The organism is Luteimonas sp. 100069 (assembly GCF_003813845.1).
GTDB lineage: Bacteria > Pseudomonadota > Gammaproteobacteria > Xanthomonadales > Xanthomonadaceae > Luteimonas > Luteimonas chenhongjianii.
On record NZ_RPFN01000004.1, the window covers coordinates 266,030 to 280,522 of the forward strand.

Annotated in this window: 12 protein-coding genes; 1 reads left to right on the forward strand and 11 read right to left on the reverse strand. The window is 70.3% G+C overall.

Going from position 1 to position 14,493, the window contains the following annotated elements; genetic code table 11:
- Nucleotides 1–62: 62 nt before the first annotated feature.
- Nucleotides 63–1,736, forward strand: a complete 1,674-nt coding sequence (locus tag EGK76_RS10220) for a diguanylate cyclase (RefSeq protein WP_123832542.1) — start codon at nt 63–65, stop codon at nt 1,734–1,736.
- A gap of 78 nt (nt 1,737–1,814) precedes the next feature.
- Here the strand turns inward: EGK76_RS10220 and EGK76_RS10225 are convergent, their stop codons facing one another.
- The 11 genes from EGK76_RS10225 to EGK76_RS10275 all read right to left on the reverse strand — a co-directional run bounded on the left by EGK76_RS10225 (nt 1,815) and on the right by EGK76_RS10275 (nt 14,419).
- The gene (locus tag EGK76_RS10225; protein ID WP_096296816.1) at nt 1,815–2,177 is read right to left on the reverse strand and encodes a GFA family protein; all 363 of its coding nucleotides are present in this window, start codon (nt 2,175–2,177) and stop codon (nt 1,815–1,817) included.
- Nucleotides 2,178–2,277: 100 nt separating this feature from the next.
- Complete coding sequence (locus EGK76_RS10230; protein WP_096296815.1) at nt 2,278–2,496, reverse strand: polyprenyl synthetase; 219 nt, start codon at nt 2,494–2,496, stop codon at nt 2,278–2,280.
- Nucleotides 2,497–2,957: 461 nt separating this feature from the next.
- A complete protein-coding gene (locus EGK76_RS10235) occupies nt 2,958–3,398 on the reverse strand; it encodes a hypothetical protein (RefSeq protein ID WP_158613484.1) in 441 nt (146 codons plus the stop codon).
- A 494-nt stretch (nt 3,399–3,892) separates the two neighbouring features.
- On the reverse strand, nt 3,893–6,214 hold the full coding sequence (locus tag EGK76_RS10240; protein ID WP_123832544.1) for an ABC transporter permease: 2,322 nt from the start codon (nt 6,212–6,214) through the stop codon (nt 3,893–3,895).
- On the reverse strand, nt 6,211–7,212 hold the full coding sequence (locus tag EGK76_RS10245) for an efflux RND transporter periplasmic adaptor subunit (protein WP_123832545.1): 1,002 nt from the start codon (nt 7,210–7,212) through the stop codon (nt 6,211–6,213). The genes EGK76_RS10240 and EGK76_RS10245 overlap by 4 nt, the downstream gene beginning before the upstream one ends.
- The gene (locus EGK76_RS10250) at nt 7,209–8,666 is read right to left on the reverse strand and encodes a TolC family protein (RefSeq protein ID WP_123832546.1); all 1,458 of its coding nucleotides are present in this window, start codon (nt 8,664–8,666) and stop codon (nt 7,209–7,211) included. Before EGK76_RS10250 ends, EGK76_RS10245 begins: the two co-directional genes overlap by 4 nt.
- Nucleotides 8,667–9,133: 467 nt before the next feature.
- A complete protein-coding gene (gene dcp / locus EGK76_RS10255) occupies nt 9,134–11,281 on the reverse strand; it encodes a peptidyl-dipeptidase Dcp (RefSeq protein ID WP_123832547.1) in 2,148 nt (715 codons plus the stop codon).
- Between the two features lie 138 nt (nt 11,282–11,419).
- The gene (locus EGK76_RS10260) at nt 11,420–12,466 is read right to left on the reverse strand and encodes a sel1 repeat family protein (protein ID WP_096296808.1); all 1,047 of its coding nucleotides are present in this window, start codon (nt 12,464–12,466) and stop codon (nt 11,420–11,422) included.
- Between the two features lie 27 nt (nt 12,467–12,493).
- Nucleotides 12,494–13,102 (reverse strand): lysophospholipid acyltransferase family protein, encoded by a 609-nt coding sequence (locus EGK76_RS10265; RefSeq protein ID WP_123832548.1) that lies wholly within the window; start codon nt 13,100–13,102, stop codon nt 12,494–12,496.
- Between the two features lie 34 nt (nt 13,103–13,136).
- A complete protein-coding gene (gene arfB / locus EGK76_RS10270) occupies nt 13,137–13,547 on the reverse strand; it encodes an alternative ribosome rescue aminoacyl-tRNA hydrolase ArfB (protein ID WP_123832549.1) in 411 nt (136 codons plus the stop codon).
- 185 nt (nt 13,548–13,732) lie between these two features.
- Nucleotides 13,733–14,419 (reverse strand): pseudouridine synthase, encoded by a 687-nt coding sequence (locus EGK76_RS10275; protein WP_096300198.1) that lies wholly within the window; start codon nt 14,417–14,419, stop codon nt 13,733–13,735.
- Between the last annotated feature and the right edge of the window lie 74 nt (nt 14,420–14,493).

Genomic DNA, 14,493 nt, shown 5'->3' on the forward strand with positions numbered 1-14,493 from the left:
CACGGGCTAGACTGCATGACCGGGGACCAATGGGTGTCGCAGCCCGACTGCGACGGGGGCCGATGCGTTGGGGCGTGGTGTGTGCGCTGTTGCTCACGATGGGACTGTGCGCGGAGGCCGTCGCGGCCGCCGCGCCGACGCTGCGTGTCTCGGTGCTGCCCGCCGGCCCCGGTGCCGGCGAAATCGCCGCGGTGCGCGAGGCCGACGGCTGGCAGGCGGTCGCTGACGATGCACTGCGGCGCCGCGCTGACGCCCGCTGGTGGCGTGTCGACATCGACGCGGGCACCGCGCCCGAGCCCGACGTCTGGATCGTCTCGATCCGCGAGGCCTACGACGCGCAGCTGGTGGCCTACGCCCCGCCCGACTACACGCCCCGCCCGCTGGCCACCTTCGACCCCGCGGTGCGGCAGATCGGCTCGCGCCATCGCTTGACCATCCCGGTCCCGGCAGATCGTCTGGACCAGCCGGTCTTCATCGAAGTGGCCTCCGCGCGCAGGCAGCCGATGGGCCTGCAGGCGCAGCCGCTGCAGACCTACCTTGCGGCCGATTACGCGCGCGTACGTTTCACCAGTGCCGTGCTGAGCGCGCAGCTGCTGCTGGCGGTCGTGGCGGCCATCTTCGCAGTCGCGTTGCGGCGCTGGATGCTGCTGATGTTCTGCGTGTGGGTGCTGTCGGTGGCGCTGTATCTGGTGGTGATGCGCGGGGAAATGGTGGTGCTGGCGCCATGGTTCCCCGCGGAACATGCGATGCGCGCGGCGGGGCTCGGCATCAGCCTGGGCCTGATCGCGGCATATGCGTTCCTGTTCGTGCTGCTGCAGATACCACGCCGCTATCCGCGCCTGGCGCGGCTCTACCGGATCGCCCTGGTCAGCTGCGCTGCGCTGCTGGTGATCGTGCCCTTCCTGCCCCTGGTCACGGTGGCGCCCTACGTGGTCAACACGTTGCTGCTCACTCTGGGCTCGCTGGCGCTGGGCGTGGGGCTGAATCGCGCGCTCGCGGGCGACCGCGAGGCGCTCGTCTTCCTGCTCGGCTGGGGACTGGTGTCGGTCGTCGCGATGACGCGCACGGTGTACTTCCTGCGCTACGTCGGCACACCGGAGTGGCTCGAGTACCTGCATCCGGCGGCCGACGCGGTCGGTGCGCTGATCCTGGTGCTGGCGACCGCGCGCGCAGCGCGATATGCCGAGCGCGAAATGGTCTCGGCGCGGCGCAGCGCGATGACCGATCCCTTGACCGGCCTGTACAACCGCGCGCAACTCGATACCGGCATCGCGCAGTTGATGGAGACAGCGGCGTCGCGCGGCGGCTCGCTTGCGCTGCTGTTCGTCGACCTCGACCATTTCAAGCAGGTCAACGACCGCTACGGCCACGACGTGGGCGATGCCTGCCTGCGGGCCATGGCCGCCATCCTGCGCCGCCAGGTCCGTGCCAGCGACCTGGTGGCGCGCTACGGCGGCGAGGAATTCGTACTGGTGCTCGAGGGCAGCGATACCGCGGCTGCACTGCGCGTGGCGCAGGCCCTGCGCGCGGCCGTGGAGGCCGAAGGGCGTGAGGTCGGCGGCCTCGCGGTGGGCCTGACGGTGTCGATCGGCGTGGCGATGCTGCATCCCGGCGACGACATCGCCAGTCTGTTCAAGCGCGCCGACGAGGCCCTCTACCGCGCCAAGCACGAAGGCCGCAACCGCATCGTGCTGTGCCCGCCGGCGCCGCCCCGCCACCAGCTGGAATTCGCCTGAGCGAGCTGCGAACGCGAGGCATTGCCGGCCGGGGCCGCCACAGCGACGCGTGCGAGGCCAGGCGCCAGCGCGCCGCAGCTAGACCAGGCTCTGCGCCGCCCCGTTGCCGTACCCGATTTCGCCAAGCGCGGCCACATCCACGCCCTCGATGCAGGCCAGGTTGAAGCCGTATTCGTCGGGCGCGCTGCGACGCTGGTGATGGGTATAGATGCCGCAGACACTGCAGAACCAGTGCTTCGCAATCCGCGTGTTCCACTGGTAGAGACTCAAGCTGTCCGCGCCGCGGGTCACGCGCAGGCGATCGAGGGGGACGCCGGCCATCACCGCGCCCTTGCGGCTGCACAGCGAACAGTTGCAGCGGCGGATGTCCTCGAAGCCGTCGATCAGATCGACTTCGAATTCGACAGCCCCGCAGTGGCAGGTGCCGATGACCGTTCGCATGGGGCCAACTCCTGGTATGCCTGCCCGGGAAAGCGGAATCCTGCCGGGGGCGGCCGCGCAGCGGGGCAGACGCTCGCGACATGTGCGCCGGCGAAGGCGGTTATTTCCGCAGGCCCGCCACCACTTCCGACACGTTGAGGCCCAGTTCGAGCTGGAGGCGCACGTATTCGCGCTCCTTGCGAGACAGGGCGCGGCCCATCTCGATGCGCACGTCTTCCGCCTGCATGATGCGGATGATCCGCGGCATCGCGGAGCCGATGGCGTCCTGGCCGTAGCCGGCCTCGCGCAGGGCTGCAATGAGAAGGGCTTCAAGTTCCATGACGCGTCCGGATCGGTGGGAGCGATGCATTGTGCGCCAGCCGAAGCGGTTGAACCCGCCGTGCCGCCCAGATACGCAGGACGGCATCGGCTGGACCCGTTCGCGGCGCTTCGTCGATCGAGTCCAGCGCCCGGGACGAGATCACGCTTGCGATCCAGCCAGTGACGCGGCGGTCATTACACGCGGACTTGATCGATGCCGCCCCGACGCGCCTTCGCTGGATCGCCATCGAACGCACCGGCACCAGGCGGTGCGTCGAGGGCGACGCCGACGATGTCCGCGGGCATGCCGTGCAAAATGCAGGTCCCTGTCAGGCGCAACCGGCTCGCCAGCGCATGCCGACCTCGGCCGTGCCGGCTGCGCACCCGGCCACGATGCCGATGTGCCCGGTGCCGGCGATGTCCGCAGCGCGCGGCGCGCGCGCTTCCCTCGACAGGCCAGGCGCGCCCTGGCCAGCCCGGTTACGAGGCCGCAGGAGGCGGTGATGCGGATGCGTCGGCGAGCACGCCGTCGGATCCCATCCGCCGCAAGATCAGCAGCCATGCGACCGATCCCAGTACCGTGATCGCTGCACCCCCTGCCAGGGCTGGCGCCCGTCCGTCGCCGTAGAGTTCGGCCCAACCCACACTCCCGCCGACAGGGCGGGCCAGGTAATCGAAGGCCAGGATTGTCACGCCTTGGCAGGCAAGCACGACCGCGGTAGCGGCAAGTGCCACGCCCGGCACGCTGAGACGGCCGAGCCGCGCGGCCAGGAGCAGAGCCGCTGGAATAACGAGCGCCAACTCCGCGGCCTGTCCTACCCAAGGGATCTTCATGCCCGTACTGACGAACACAGCCGCTACCCCAGCACTGAATAGGAACAGCACAAAAGCGAATAGGACATGCGCGATCAACGACTTCATTGCCATGGTCTTTGCTCCCCGAATTGAAAGGCCGCGACGCGGCCGAAGAATCGTCCTGTCCTACCTGTCCTGCTTCCGATGCCGGTACCGACCTCCCCATGGTCATGGCCCCCGGCACCGCCCCCTGGCGGAAAGTATCAGAAGCTGAAGGCCCTGCAGCACCCCGACCGCGACCCGGCCGTCCGGCCATAAAGCAGAGCCCGCGGCCCTGCAGGACCGGATGTGCACGGCGGCCGGGCCCCGCCCAGACCGCGGTTCCGGTCGATGGCGTGGGTGGATTCCGCCGTCCGCTCGCGACGAGCCGCAGCGACAGCGCGCGTCGGCATTGCCCCGGCGCGACCTGCACCCACGTGCGCGTCGTGATGTTCGGGCTGCCGGCCCGGTGGGCCCCACGTGTCCGCCGAACGGATTTCCGGTGGCGAGAGGGCTGCCTGGAAGTGGCCGGCCTGCTGCCTCGGCACGGAGTGGGATCCGCAGACCGTCACCAGTGCGGCTTACCCGGCCTGCGGCTCGGGTACGCCCGCCGGGGCGCGTAGCGCGCCGGGCACCAGGCGTTTCCAAGCGATCCACCCATAGACGATGGTCAGGCAGGCGAGCACCGCTGCGTGGGGCGCGACCTCGCCCAGCGTCGCGCCGGCGGAGTTGAGTTCGACGAAGCCCTGGATCGCGGAGGTGGCGGGCGACAGCTGGGCGACCGCCACCAGCCAGTCCGGCATCAGGAACGGCGGCCAGGCGCTGCCGCCAAGGAAGAACAAGGGCACCGAGGTGCCGACCAGCAGCTGCATCACCCGCATCGGCTGGTCGAAGCAGGTGCCCAGGGCCAGCCCCAGCGCCGAAGCGGAGGCGGCGAACAGCGGCACCAGGCACAGCATCCCCAGCGGGTTGCCCATGCGCGGGTAATCCTGGAACCAGAACACGAATCCGAAATAGAACAGGTTGCCCAGCACCCCGGCGGCGATCAGCCCACCCCACAGGCCGATGAAACCGCGGGTACCGAGGACGGCGGCGCGGGTGCGGCGGCGGATTGCGGTGACCAGCGCCGAGCCCAGCAGCAGGGTCTGCTGCAGGATGATGCAGGCCACCGCCGGCACCACGTAACTGCCGTAGCCGTCGGAGGTGTTGTAGAGCGGGCGCTGGACGATGCTCGGGACGCGCGGCTGCACGTGCAAGGCGCCGTCGAGCGCCGCCAGCCGCGCCTCGACGATGCCGGTAATGGTGGCCGTCATCGACTTGCCGATCGCCGACGCACGCACCAGGTGCGAGCCGTCCACGTCGATCGCGATGCCATGCGGCTGCCCCGACAGCAGCCGTGATTCGAAGCCCTGCGGGATCATCACCACGCCATCGACGTGGCCGTTGCGCAGCATGTGCTGGGCCTCGAGGTAGCCGGCGGTGACGGTGCGCGCGTCGATCGCGCGCGTGGCGTCCAGCGCCCGCACCATGGCCCGGCTCAGCGGCGAATGATCCTGGTCGACCACCGCGACCGGCAGTTTCACCGCGGTCTGCCCGGCATACGCCATCGGGTAGTAGAAGGCGTAGCCGACCACGCCCAGGATCAGCAGGCTGGCCACCGAGAGGCTGTGCACGATGCCGCGGAAGGTGTCGATGAAGGCGGCGCCGGCGCGGTCGGGCGTGACCGGGAACACCTCGTGTTCCGGCTTCGGCTGCCGGCGCGCGCGTCGGTGTGCGAGCGCCAGCGCCAGGGCCCCCGCGCCCAGGGTGACGCCGAGCAGCAGGCCGACATCGCCCAGCGACGCGCCTGCATCGGCGCCCATCACCATCTGCGCGTTCTGCACCCGCAGGTAGTGCGTATAAGGCAGCAGCGCGCTCCACACCTGGGTGACCACCGGTCCGTGGGTCAGCGGCAGGGTGCCGTTGGAGAACGCGATGGCCGCGCCGGCATAGACCGCTGTCGCGGAGTAGGCGATGTCCATGTCGCCGGTGGCGTTGACCAGCAGGGCCGAGAGCGCGACGGTCGCGGTCATCAGCACCACCAGCCCGGCCAGCAGCATCGGCAGGCTGCCGGCGATGCCCCAGCCGCGCCAGCCGCACAGCCACGCGAGCCACACCAGTCCCCAGGCGACGAAGGCCACCACGTAGGGCAGGGACTTGGCCAGCGACGCCTGCAGCAGTCGGCCGTCCCAGCGCCGCGCCCACTGCGTCAGCGAGCCGCCGCGCAGTTCGCGTCCGAACGCCATCACCGCCGCGCTGGCGATCAGCAGGTGCAGGATCCCGGGTACCACCAGGCCGCCGAGGAACAGTTCGAAGTTGGTCTGCGGATTGCCGACGGTGGTGTTCTGGATGGCCGGCAGTGTCAGCGGCACCGACGGCACGCCGACGTCGCGAGCCAGCGACTGCAGCCGGGGCTGCGCCGCGGCGGTCAGCGCGTCGGCCTGCGCCGATGCCGCGATCGCGCCCACCGTCTGGAACGCGGCGTTGTAGTAGACGATGGCCGCGTCCGGCTCTCGCAAGGCGTTGCCGGCCAGGCCGCGCGGCAGGTAGGCCACGCTGTAGACCCGGCCCGAACGCACCAGCGGCCAGGCCGCGTCGAGATCGAGCGGCATCGCCGCGATGCGCAGGGCCGGGCTGGCGTCCATGTTGCGGATCGCGGCGCGGCTGAGCGTCGAGTGATCCTCGTCGACCACCGCGACCGGGATCTCGCGGATGACCCCGGCCGAGAACATGGCGGCCACCACCGCCATCAGCACCGGGGGAATCACCAGCAGCAGCAGCCGGTCCCAGCGGTCGCGCGCGAGATGCGCCAGTTCGGCCTGCAGCGCCTCCCGGAACACCGCGCGACGGGCCGGGGCGCTCATCGCCGCGGGGGCCAGTCCAGCAGCACGCTCATGCCCGGGCGCAGGCCTTCGACCGGTTCGCGCGGACGCGCGCGCACTTCGAAGCTGCGCATGTCGTAGCCACGCGACTGGCGGGTGGCGCGCCAGGTGGCGAAGTCGCCCTGCGGGTCGATGAAGTCGACCTCGAACGCCACCCCCTCCAGATCCAGTGCCGGCACGTTGCCCAGGATCACCACGCCATTCGCCAGGCCGGCGTACTGCGACTCGCGCACCGGGAACGAAACGTAGGGATGGTCGATATCGATGATCGTGTACACCGGCACGCCCAGCAGCACCAGTTCGCCGGGCTGCACGAAGCGCTCGGCGATCTCGCCGTCGATGGGCGAGAGCAGATGCGTCTCCTTCTCCAGCGCAGTGGCCTCGAACACGCCGGCAAGGGCGGCTTCCACCTGCGATTCGGCGAGCGCCCGGGTCGGCTCGCGCACACCCGCGGCCAGCTTCAGGTACTGCTGGCGCGCCGCTTCCGCCTGCGCGGCGCTGGCCTCGCGCGCGGCATCGGCTTCGTCGCGGCGCTGCGCCGAGATCACCCCTTCGGCGAAGAGGTTGTCGGCGCGCCGCGCGGTGCGCGCGGCCAGCGCGGATGCCGCGCGGGCGGCCTTCCAGACCGCCTCGGCCGAACGCACGTCCTCGACGCGCGCACCTTCGTCGGCCAGCTCTCGCGCCGCCTCGGCGCCTTGCAGCGCGGCGTTGGCCTGCTGGTCGGCAGCCTGGATCTCCGGACTGGAGAGCTCGGCGAGCAGCTCGCCGCGGGCCACCCGTTGGCCTTCCTCGGCATACATGACCTCGACGCGGGCAATGGCCTTGGGGGCGACGTTGTAGGTGTCGGCATCCACCATGCCCTGGATCTGCGGGGGCGCGGGGCGCATCGCCAGGTACAGGCCGACGATGACGAAGAGCACGAGACCCAGCAGCACGAGCCAGAACACCAGGTGGCGGGCACGGGGGCGCGTGGGGATCATGGCGTGGTCACCGGCTCGGAGCTGCGCTGATACCGCGCGAAGGTGTCGTAGCGGTCGCTGGCCGCCAGCAGGCTGGCCAGCGACAGCACGTACTCGTAGGCGGCCGCGGCGCGCTGCAGGCGGGCGCTGCCGAGCAGGTTGCGCGCATCGACCAGCGCCGAGGCCGGCGCCTCGCCCTCGCGGAAACCGAGGTCCTGCACGCGCAGGTTCTCCTGTGCCGCGGCGAGACTGGAATCGAGGGTGATGAAGTCGCGCCGGGCCAGCTCGACCAGGTTGTAGGTGCGGGTGACCAGATCGGCGACGGCGTCGCGCGCAGCCATCCGGTCGTGATCGGCGGCGCTGGCGCGGGCGTTGGCGGCCGACAGCGTGCTGCGCCGGTCGAGCGTGGACAGCAGCTCGTAGCGCAGGGCCAGGCCCACCGCCCAGTCGGGCTCGATCGGCAGCGCGCTGTCGCGGTTGAGGTTGTAGGTGCCGAACGCGAACACCTGTGGCCGGTAGCGCGAACGCGCCAGTTCCACGCCGGCACCTGCGAGCCTGCGCCTGGCCTCGGCCTGCGCGACCAGCGGATGTCCGCCCTCGGCCTGGGTAATGAAGCCCTTGAGCGGTGGCAGCGGCGTGCGATCGACGAACAGCGGTGATTCGGGCGTTACCCCGGCCGCCTCGTCCAGGCTGCGCGCCAGCGCTCGCGACGCGGTGTCGTATTCCAGCTGCGCGCGGTCGTACTGACGTTGCGCGGTGTCGCGCGCCACCTGCACCTGCAGCCGCTGCGCGGTGCTGAGCACGCCTTCGCGTTCCATCAGCTGCGCGTTGTGCAGATGCAGCTCGAAGCCATCGCGGGTCTCGCCGGCGATCTGCACCGCCTGTTGCGCCAGCACCACGCCGAAGTACTGCTGGACCAGCTGCACGTCTTCCAGGTCCCGGGTCTGCTCACGCAGCGCATGGACCAGTCCGACGTTCGCAGCCGCGGCCTCACGGCTCGCGGCGATGGCGCCGCCGGTATAGATCGGCATCACCGCGCTCACCACCGGCCGCAACGTGGTCTGCGAGCCGCGGATACGGACGGTGTCGGGCAGGGCGGCGAAGAATTCCGGCAGCGTCTGTCGCAGCCGCGCGTTGATCAGCTGCAGGATCTCGCCCGGCACGCCCGGCAGGTCGCCGATGATGCCGGGCACAAGCTGGCTGGCCACGGACTCGACCTGGTCGAGCGCGCCCAGCAGGGAGAGATCGAAGGTCTTCTGGTAATGCAGCCACTGCGCATCGAACGCGACCGTCGGGCGATACAGCCGCGCGGCGGCATCGGCCTGGGCCTCGGCGGCCGCCAGGTCCGCGCTGCTCGCGCCCAGCGCCGGCGAGGTCGCCTGGCGGCGCGCCTGGGCGGCATCGAAGGTCATCGGGATCGGGGGACTTGCGCCCGCCGGCAGCACGGCTGCGGTCGCGGCCAGCAGCAGGGCCATTGCGTGGTGGCGGGGCCCGGGTCGGGGTCGCGGGCCTGCGCTTGTGGTGCGCCTTGCGTCTCGCATTGCGACCCCCGCATCCCTGCCCGCCGGGCCGGATCGGCTGCGAATATAGCACCGGCGATTGGAGGGCAACGCTCACGCGCGGGGCCGGCCAGGCGGCGTGCCCGCGAGGCGTCGACCGCGCCCATGGGCGGGGTCGCGGCTGCATGCAGGGGCCGGCGTCAGACCCGCGCGCGACACCTGCCGCGTGCCCGGGGGCGGGCACCTTCGCCGCGCCGATCCGACCAATTGCGCTTCGCCGAAGACGCCGCGGCGGCCCATTGTGGACGCCTCGTGTGTCAGTGACTTCTGTCGGCGCGCCGAGGCACGGGCGTGCACCGCAGCCCTGCCCGACGCCGGTCGAGGCGACCGCTGCGGCCGCCTCGATGCAGGTCTGCCCGCTGAAGGATCAGCAGGCAGCAGGCTCACTTCAGGCCGCGATGCTCCAGCAGCGGCTCCACGCTCGGCGCCTGGCCACGGAACTCGCGGTAGGCCTCGCCCAGATCCCGCGAATGGCCGATCGAGAGGATCTTGTCGCGGAAGATCTGGCCGTTCTCGCGGGTCAGGCCGCCGTTCTCGCGGAACCACTGGAAGGCATCGTGATCGAGGACTTCCGCGGCGAAGTAGGCGTAGTAACCGGCCGCGTAACCGCCACCCCAGATGTGGCTGAAATAGCTGGTGCGGTAGCGCGGCGGGACCGCCGGCAGGTCGACCTTGTACGCCGCCAGCGTCTGCTTCTCGAACGCGTCGACATCCTGTTTGGCCTCGCCCGCCGGCAGCATGTGCCAGCCAAGGTCGAGCAGCGCGGCCGACAGGTATTCGGTGGTGGCATAGCCCTGGTTGAAGGTGCGCGCGGTGGTGATCTTCTCGACCAGTTCCTGCGGCATGGCCTCGCCGGTCTGGTAGTGCCTGGCGTAGTTGGCGAAGACCTTGGGGTCGAGCGCCCAGTGCTCGTTGAACTGGGACGGGAACTCGACGAAGTCACGCGGCGTGTTGGTGCCGGCCACGGACGGGTACTTCGTGTTCGAGAAGAAGCCGTGCAGGGCGTGGCCGAACTCGTGGAACAGCGTGGTCACGTCGTCGAAGCTCAGCAACGCGGGCTGGCCGGCGGCGGGCTTGGTGAAGTTCTCGACGTTGTAGACGACCGGAATCGTGCCGGTCAGGCCGTTCTGCTCGACGAAGTTGCCCATCCACGCGCCGCCCTGCTTGCTGTCGCGCTTGAAGGGGTCGAGATAGAACAGGGCCAGCTGCCTGCCGTCGGCATCGAAGATGTCGAACACGCGCACGTCGGGGTGGTAGACGGGGATGTCCTTCCGCTCCCTGGCGGTGATGCCGTAGAGCTGGTTGGCGGCGAAGAACACGCCATCGTTGAGCACGCGGTCGAGCTCGAAGTAGGGCTTGATCTGCGACTCGTCGAGGTCGAACTCGGCGCGGCGCACCTGCTCGGCGTAGAAGTCCCAGTCGGCCGCGCCGGCGGTGAAGCCGCCGTTCTGCGCGTCCACCACGCCCTGGATCTTGGCCAGCTCGGCGCGCGCGCGCGCGGTGGCGGCGGGCACGGTGTCGGTCAGCAGCTTCAGCGCGGTTTCCGGCGTGCGCGCCATCTGGTCGGCGATGCTGTAGGCGGCGTAGTTCGGGAAGCCGAGCAGCTCGGCCTGGCGGGCGCGGATCTCGGCGAGGCGCTGGATGGTGGCGCGGGTGTCGTTGGCGTCGCCCTTCTCGGTGCGGCCCGTCGACGCAGCCAGCACGCGCTCGCGAAGCGCGCGGTTCTTCAGCGACCCGAGCACCGGCTGCTGCGTGGTGTTCTGCAGGCTCAGCAGCCACTGTCCGTCATGGCCGGCGGCCTTTGCGGCATCGGCGGCGGCAGCGATCGTGCCTTCGTCCAGGCCGTCGAGTTCGGCCACGTCGGCGACGAGCACGCCACCGGCATTGCTTGCGGCCAGCAGCTTGTTGCCGAACGCGGTGGACAGCGTGGACGCCTCCGAGCTCAGCGCGCGCATCTCGGCCTTGCCGGCCTCATCGAGCAGCGCACCGGCGCGGACGAAGTTGTCGTGGGTGTGCTCGACCACGGTGATCTGCTCGGGCGTGAGCCCGAGCGTCGCGCGCTGGTCGTAGATGGTCTTGACCCGCGCGAACAGCGCCGGGTCGAGATAGATGGCGGAGCTGTGCTCGGCCAACTTGGGCGCCAGCGCTTCCTCGGCAGCCTGCAGGGTCTCGTTGGTGTTGGCGCCGGTGAGCATGAAGAACACGTTGGCCGAACGGGTCAGCAGTTCGCCGCTGCGCTCCATGGCCTCGATGGTGTTCTCGAAGGTCGGGGGCTCCGGGTTGTCGGCGATCTCGCGGATCTCGGCCAGGTGCTGGCGCATCCCCTCCTCGATGGCCGGCTGGTAGTCGGCGTCCTTGAGCTTGTCGAAGGGCGGCGCCTGGAACGGCAGCGTGCTGGCGGTGAACAGCGGGTTCTGCGCCGGCGCGGCAGTGGTGGATTCGGTGGCGGGCATCGTGGACTCGGCGGAACGGTCGCCACAGGCGACCAGGGCAAACGCGATCGCGGAAGACAGCAGCAGGGGGCGCAACATGGGGCGGGCTCCGGAAAAGACAACGCGGTGACGGCGTCGACCACGTCACGCGGCCCGCCAGCCGCGCAGCGTGCGCCTGTGGGCGCGGGCAGGGAATGTGCCGTTCGTTGGTGGGTTCAGCGGGCAGAGCGGGCAGGTTCAGCGGGCGGCGGCGAACTCGGATTCGCTGCAGGCATCGGGCGCGATGTCGTGGATCCCACCTTCGGGCGACAGCATGATCGCTGGCTCGACGTGACGCGGAACCGCCGCCTCTGCGGCCAGATCCGCGGCCCGGGCCCCTTCGCTCGGCGTGGCGGCCGCGGCCAGTTCGGCGCGGCGCCTGGCCACATTGCGGGCCACCGGATGCTCAGGGGACAGGCCGGTGATTCCAGGATGGCGTTCCAGTACGGAGAACCAGGCCAGCGCCTTGGCCAGATCGGGCGTGACGGTCTGGGCGAGGAATGGGCGCGAATAAGCGCCGTCGAGGTCTGCATAAGCCATGGCCAACGCGTAGATGCTGGCGACGTCGCCGGCCTTGGCCGCGCGCGTGGCGACAGCTTCGGCTTCGCGGCGATAGGTCTGCAGCGCCGGCAGCGCATCCATCAGGTCATGAAAGCGGAACGCATTGCCGATCGCGTAGTGGCGCATTGACGGCACGTGCCCCGCGAGAGCGGCCTGGCGCCAGTAACGGGCACGTGCCTGAGGCGACAGCGGCGCAGTGGCGTCGCATTGGGCGACCAGCCGCGTCTGCTCCGCCAATTGCTCACTCTGATGCGCGCGCAGGGTTTGGAGCTGCGCGCGGCTTTCCTCGGTGTCGATCTCCAGCAGACGACGCTCCATCCACTCGGGCCCGCGATTGGTTTTGGCGATGGCGCCCCGCAGCTGCGAGCGGAGCACTTCGCAACGCTCGTGTTCGGCGGCCAGCCGACAGGCAGCACGCGCCTCGCCTTGCGCGGCGCGCCGGACAAGCGTGTCGTGGATCGCAGCCAGCGGAGCGCCGGGCTCGGGAAGTTCGGCATCGTTATCGACGGGTACGGCCGCGGGGGCGAACCCTGGGCCAGCTGATGTCACATCCTCGGTGACGGTCGCTGACGACGTTTCCGCCGCCGTGTCGCCATCACCGGGGATCCCGCCGCGGCCGGCGAGGAACCCCGCGCCGCCGGCCAGCAACACGGCGGCGGCGATCAACAGTGCGCGGATCCTCATGCGGCGATTCCCTGTGCCGTCGGTCGATCAGACCGTGCCGCGGTTCTTGCCCATCCACGGCGCGAACCAGGCACGCAGCGCCGCCATGTCGGCGTCGAGATCGTCGCTTGGCTGGATCAGCGGGCCGAAGCCGATGACCTTGTCGGGGTAATGGAAGTACATCGTCTGAATGGGCACATTGGCGGCCTTGGCGATCTTCCAGAAGCCGGTCTTCCAGCGTTCCACCCGCTTGCGCGTGCCTTCGGGGGCAAGGCCGTACCAGAACGGCTCGGGACCATTGATCGCCGCGGCGGCCTGTTCGATCACGCGCGAGGCGCGGCTGCGATCCACCGGAATCACGCCCAGCCCGCGCAAGGCCCAGCCCAGCACCGGAATGCGGAACAGCGAATCCTTGCCCAGCACGCGGATGTCCAGGCCCAGCGCGGCCTTGGCCGCGAAGCCCCAGACACCGTCCCAGTTGGACGAATGCGGAGCGCCGATCAGCACCAGGCGCGAGACATCGGGCAATTCACCCACCACGCGCCAGCCGCCCAGCCGCAGGATGTTGCGGCCGATCCAGCGCGCGAGCCGGCTGGGTTTCACACGCGGTGCATTGGGGGGTACGGGAATCAGTAACGGGTATTTCGTCTTGCTCATGCGTCCTCGGCGCAAGCGCCAGGCTTGTGGCGGATCAATCCCAGTCGCGCGTGGCGCGACCGCGCTTGATGGTACTGCGTTCGCGCTTCTCACCGAGCCGCCGCTCCTTCGATCCGCGCGTGGGCCTGGTCGCCACACGCGCCTTGGGCACCTCGTAACCGGCAGCGATGAAGGCTGCCAGACGCTCGCGGGCGTCCTCGCGGTTGCGGTCCTGGGTGCGGAACCGCTGGGCATTGAGCACCAGCACACCGGCCTCGGTAATGCGCCGGTCGCGCCGCGCCAGCAGTCGCGCACGCACGTGTTCAGGCAGCGAAGGCGAGCCGGCGATGTCGAAGCGCAGCTCGACCGCAGTGGAAACCTTGTTGACGTTCTGGCCGCCGGGTCCGCTCGCGCGCACGAATCGCTCGACGAGTTCGTCTTCGGGAATGGTGGGCGGCGTGGACATCGACGCCCATTGTAGAACGTGGCTGTGGCGCCGGTTTCGGCGGTGTTCGCGCTCCCCTGTGCCGGCGGGGGCCGGGCTCGCGCCCAAAGGGTCGGAGGCGGGCGCTCCCGGCCGGGCCGGGCCGGGAGCAGACCGGAGATTCCAGCGCCCCGGCGGGACCGCGGGGCGTTCATCGGCGCCGCGCGCTAGGCCGGCACCCCGGGAAAGAGCAGCAGGGCCTTGGCGAATTCGTCGCCAGGCGGCGTCTCGACCACGAGCCGCTGGCCCGTCCTGGGGTGGTCGAAACCCACGCGCTCGGCGTGGAGCAGCATGCGGTGGATGCCGAGCATGCGGAAGTTGCGGTTGTGGCGGCCGTCGCCGTGACTGGTGTCGCCGATCAGATGGTGCGAGAGGTGCTTGAGGTGCCGGCGGATCTGGCGGAAACGCCCGGTCATCGGCTCTGCGCGCAGGAGGGCGTAGCGCGAGGTCGCAAACCCCGATGACGGCAATGCCAGTTCGGTCGTCGCCAGGCGGGTGAAGCGGGTGATCGCCGGCTTTTTCACCGGTTTGCCGGGGCCGCCATCGAGTGGATGGTCGACCACGATGTCGTCCGGCCAGCCGCGGCAGATCGCGAGGTAGTGCTTGTCGACCGTGCGCGCCATCCACTGGGCGCCGAGCGCGGACGCGGTCTCGCGGTCGAAGGCCACCAGCAGGCCGCCGCTGGTCGCCCGGTCCAGCCGGTGGATCAGGAACAGCGGCCGGCCGAACTGCTCGCGCAGGCGGTCGGCGAGGAAGTCGTGCTCGTCCCGGGCCAGGGCGCTGTCGTGGACCATCAGGCCCGCCGGCTTGTCCACGACCGCCAGCCATTCGTCCGCGTAGCGCACCTCGATCATCGTTTCCGCCGCTTCCGTGCCGCCGGTCGGCCGCAATCGAGCCGCTATTTTCGTCGATCGCCTTCATCAGTGGG

What these genes read in the sequence shown, in the direction of transcription:
- EGK76_RS10220 (WP_123832542.1), top strand. Translation starts at nt 63, where the DNA reads ATGCGTTGGGGCGTGGTGTGTGCGCTGTTGCTCACGATGGGACTGTGC.
- EGK76_RS10225 (WP_096296816.1), bottom strand. Translation starts at nt 2,177, where the DNA reads ATGCGAACGGTCATCGGCACCTGCCACTGCGGGGCTGTCGAATTCGAA.
- EGK76_RS10230 (WP_096296815.1), bottom strand. Translation starts at nt 2,496, where the DNA reads ATGGAACTTGAAGCCCTTCTCATTGCAGCCCTGCGCGAGGCCGGCTAC.
- EGK76_RS10235 (WP_158613484.1), bottom strand. Translation starts at nt 3,398, where the DNA reads ATGAAGTCGTTGATCGCGCATGTCCTATTCGCTTTTGTGCTGTTCCTA.
- EGK76_RS10240 (WP_123832544.1), bottom strand. Translation starts at nt 6,214, where the DNA reads ATGAGCGCCCCGGCCCGTCGCGCGGTGTTCCGGGAGGCGCTGCAGGCC.
- EGK76_RS10245 (WP_123832545.1), bottom strand. Translation starts at nt 7,212, where the DNA reads ATGATCCCCACGCGCCCCCGTGCCCGCCACCTGGTGTTCTGGCTCGTG.
- EGK76_RS10250 (WP_123832546.1), bottom strand. Translation starts at nt 8,666, where the DNA reads ATGGCCCTGCTGCTGGCCGCGACCGCAGCCGTGCTGCCGGCGGGCGCA.
- dcp (WP_123832547.1), bottom strand. Translation starts at nt 11,281, where the DNA reads ATGTTGCGCCCCCTGCTGCTGTCTTCCGCGATCGCGTTTGCCCTGGTC.
- EGK76_RS10260 (WP_096296808.1), bottom strand. Translation starts at nt 12,466, where the DNA reads ATGAGGATCCGCGCACTGTTGATCGCCGCCGCCGTGTTGCTGGCCGGC.
- EGK76_RS10265 (WP_123832548.1), bottom strand. Translation starts at nt 13,102, where the DNA reads ATGAGCAAGACGAAATACCCGTTACTGATTCCCGTACCCCCCAATGCA.
- arfB (WP_123832549.1), bottom strand. Translation starts at nt 13,547, where the DNA reads ATGTCCACGCCGCCCACCATTCCCGAAGACGAACTCGTCGAGCGATTC.
- EGK76_RS10275 (WP_096300198.1), bottom strand. Translation starts at nt 14,419, where the DNA reads ATGATCGAGGTGCGCTACGCGGACGAATGGCTGGCGGTCGTGGACAAG.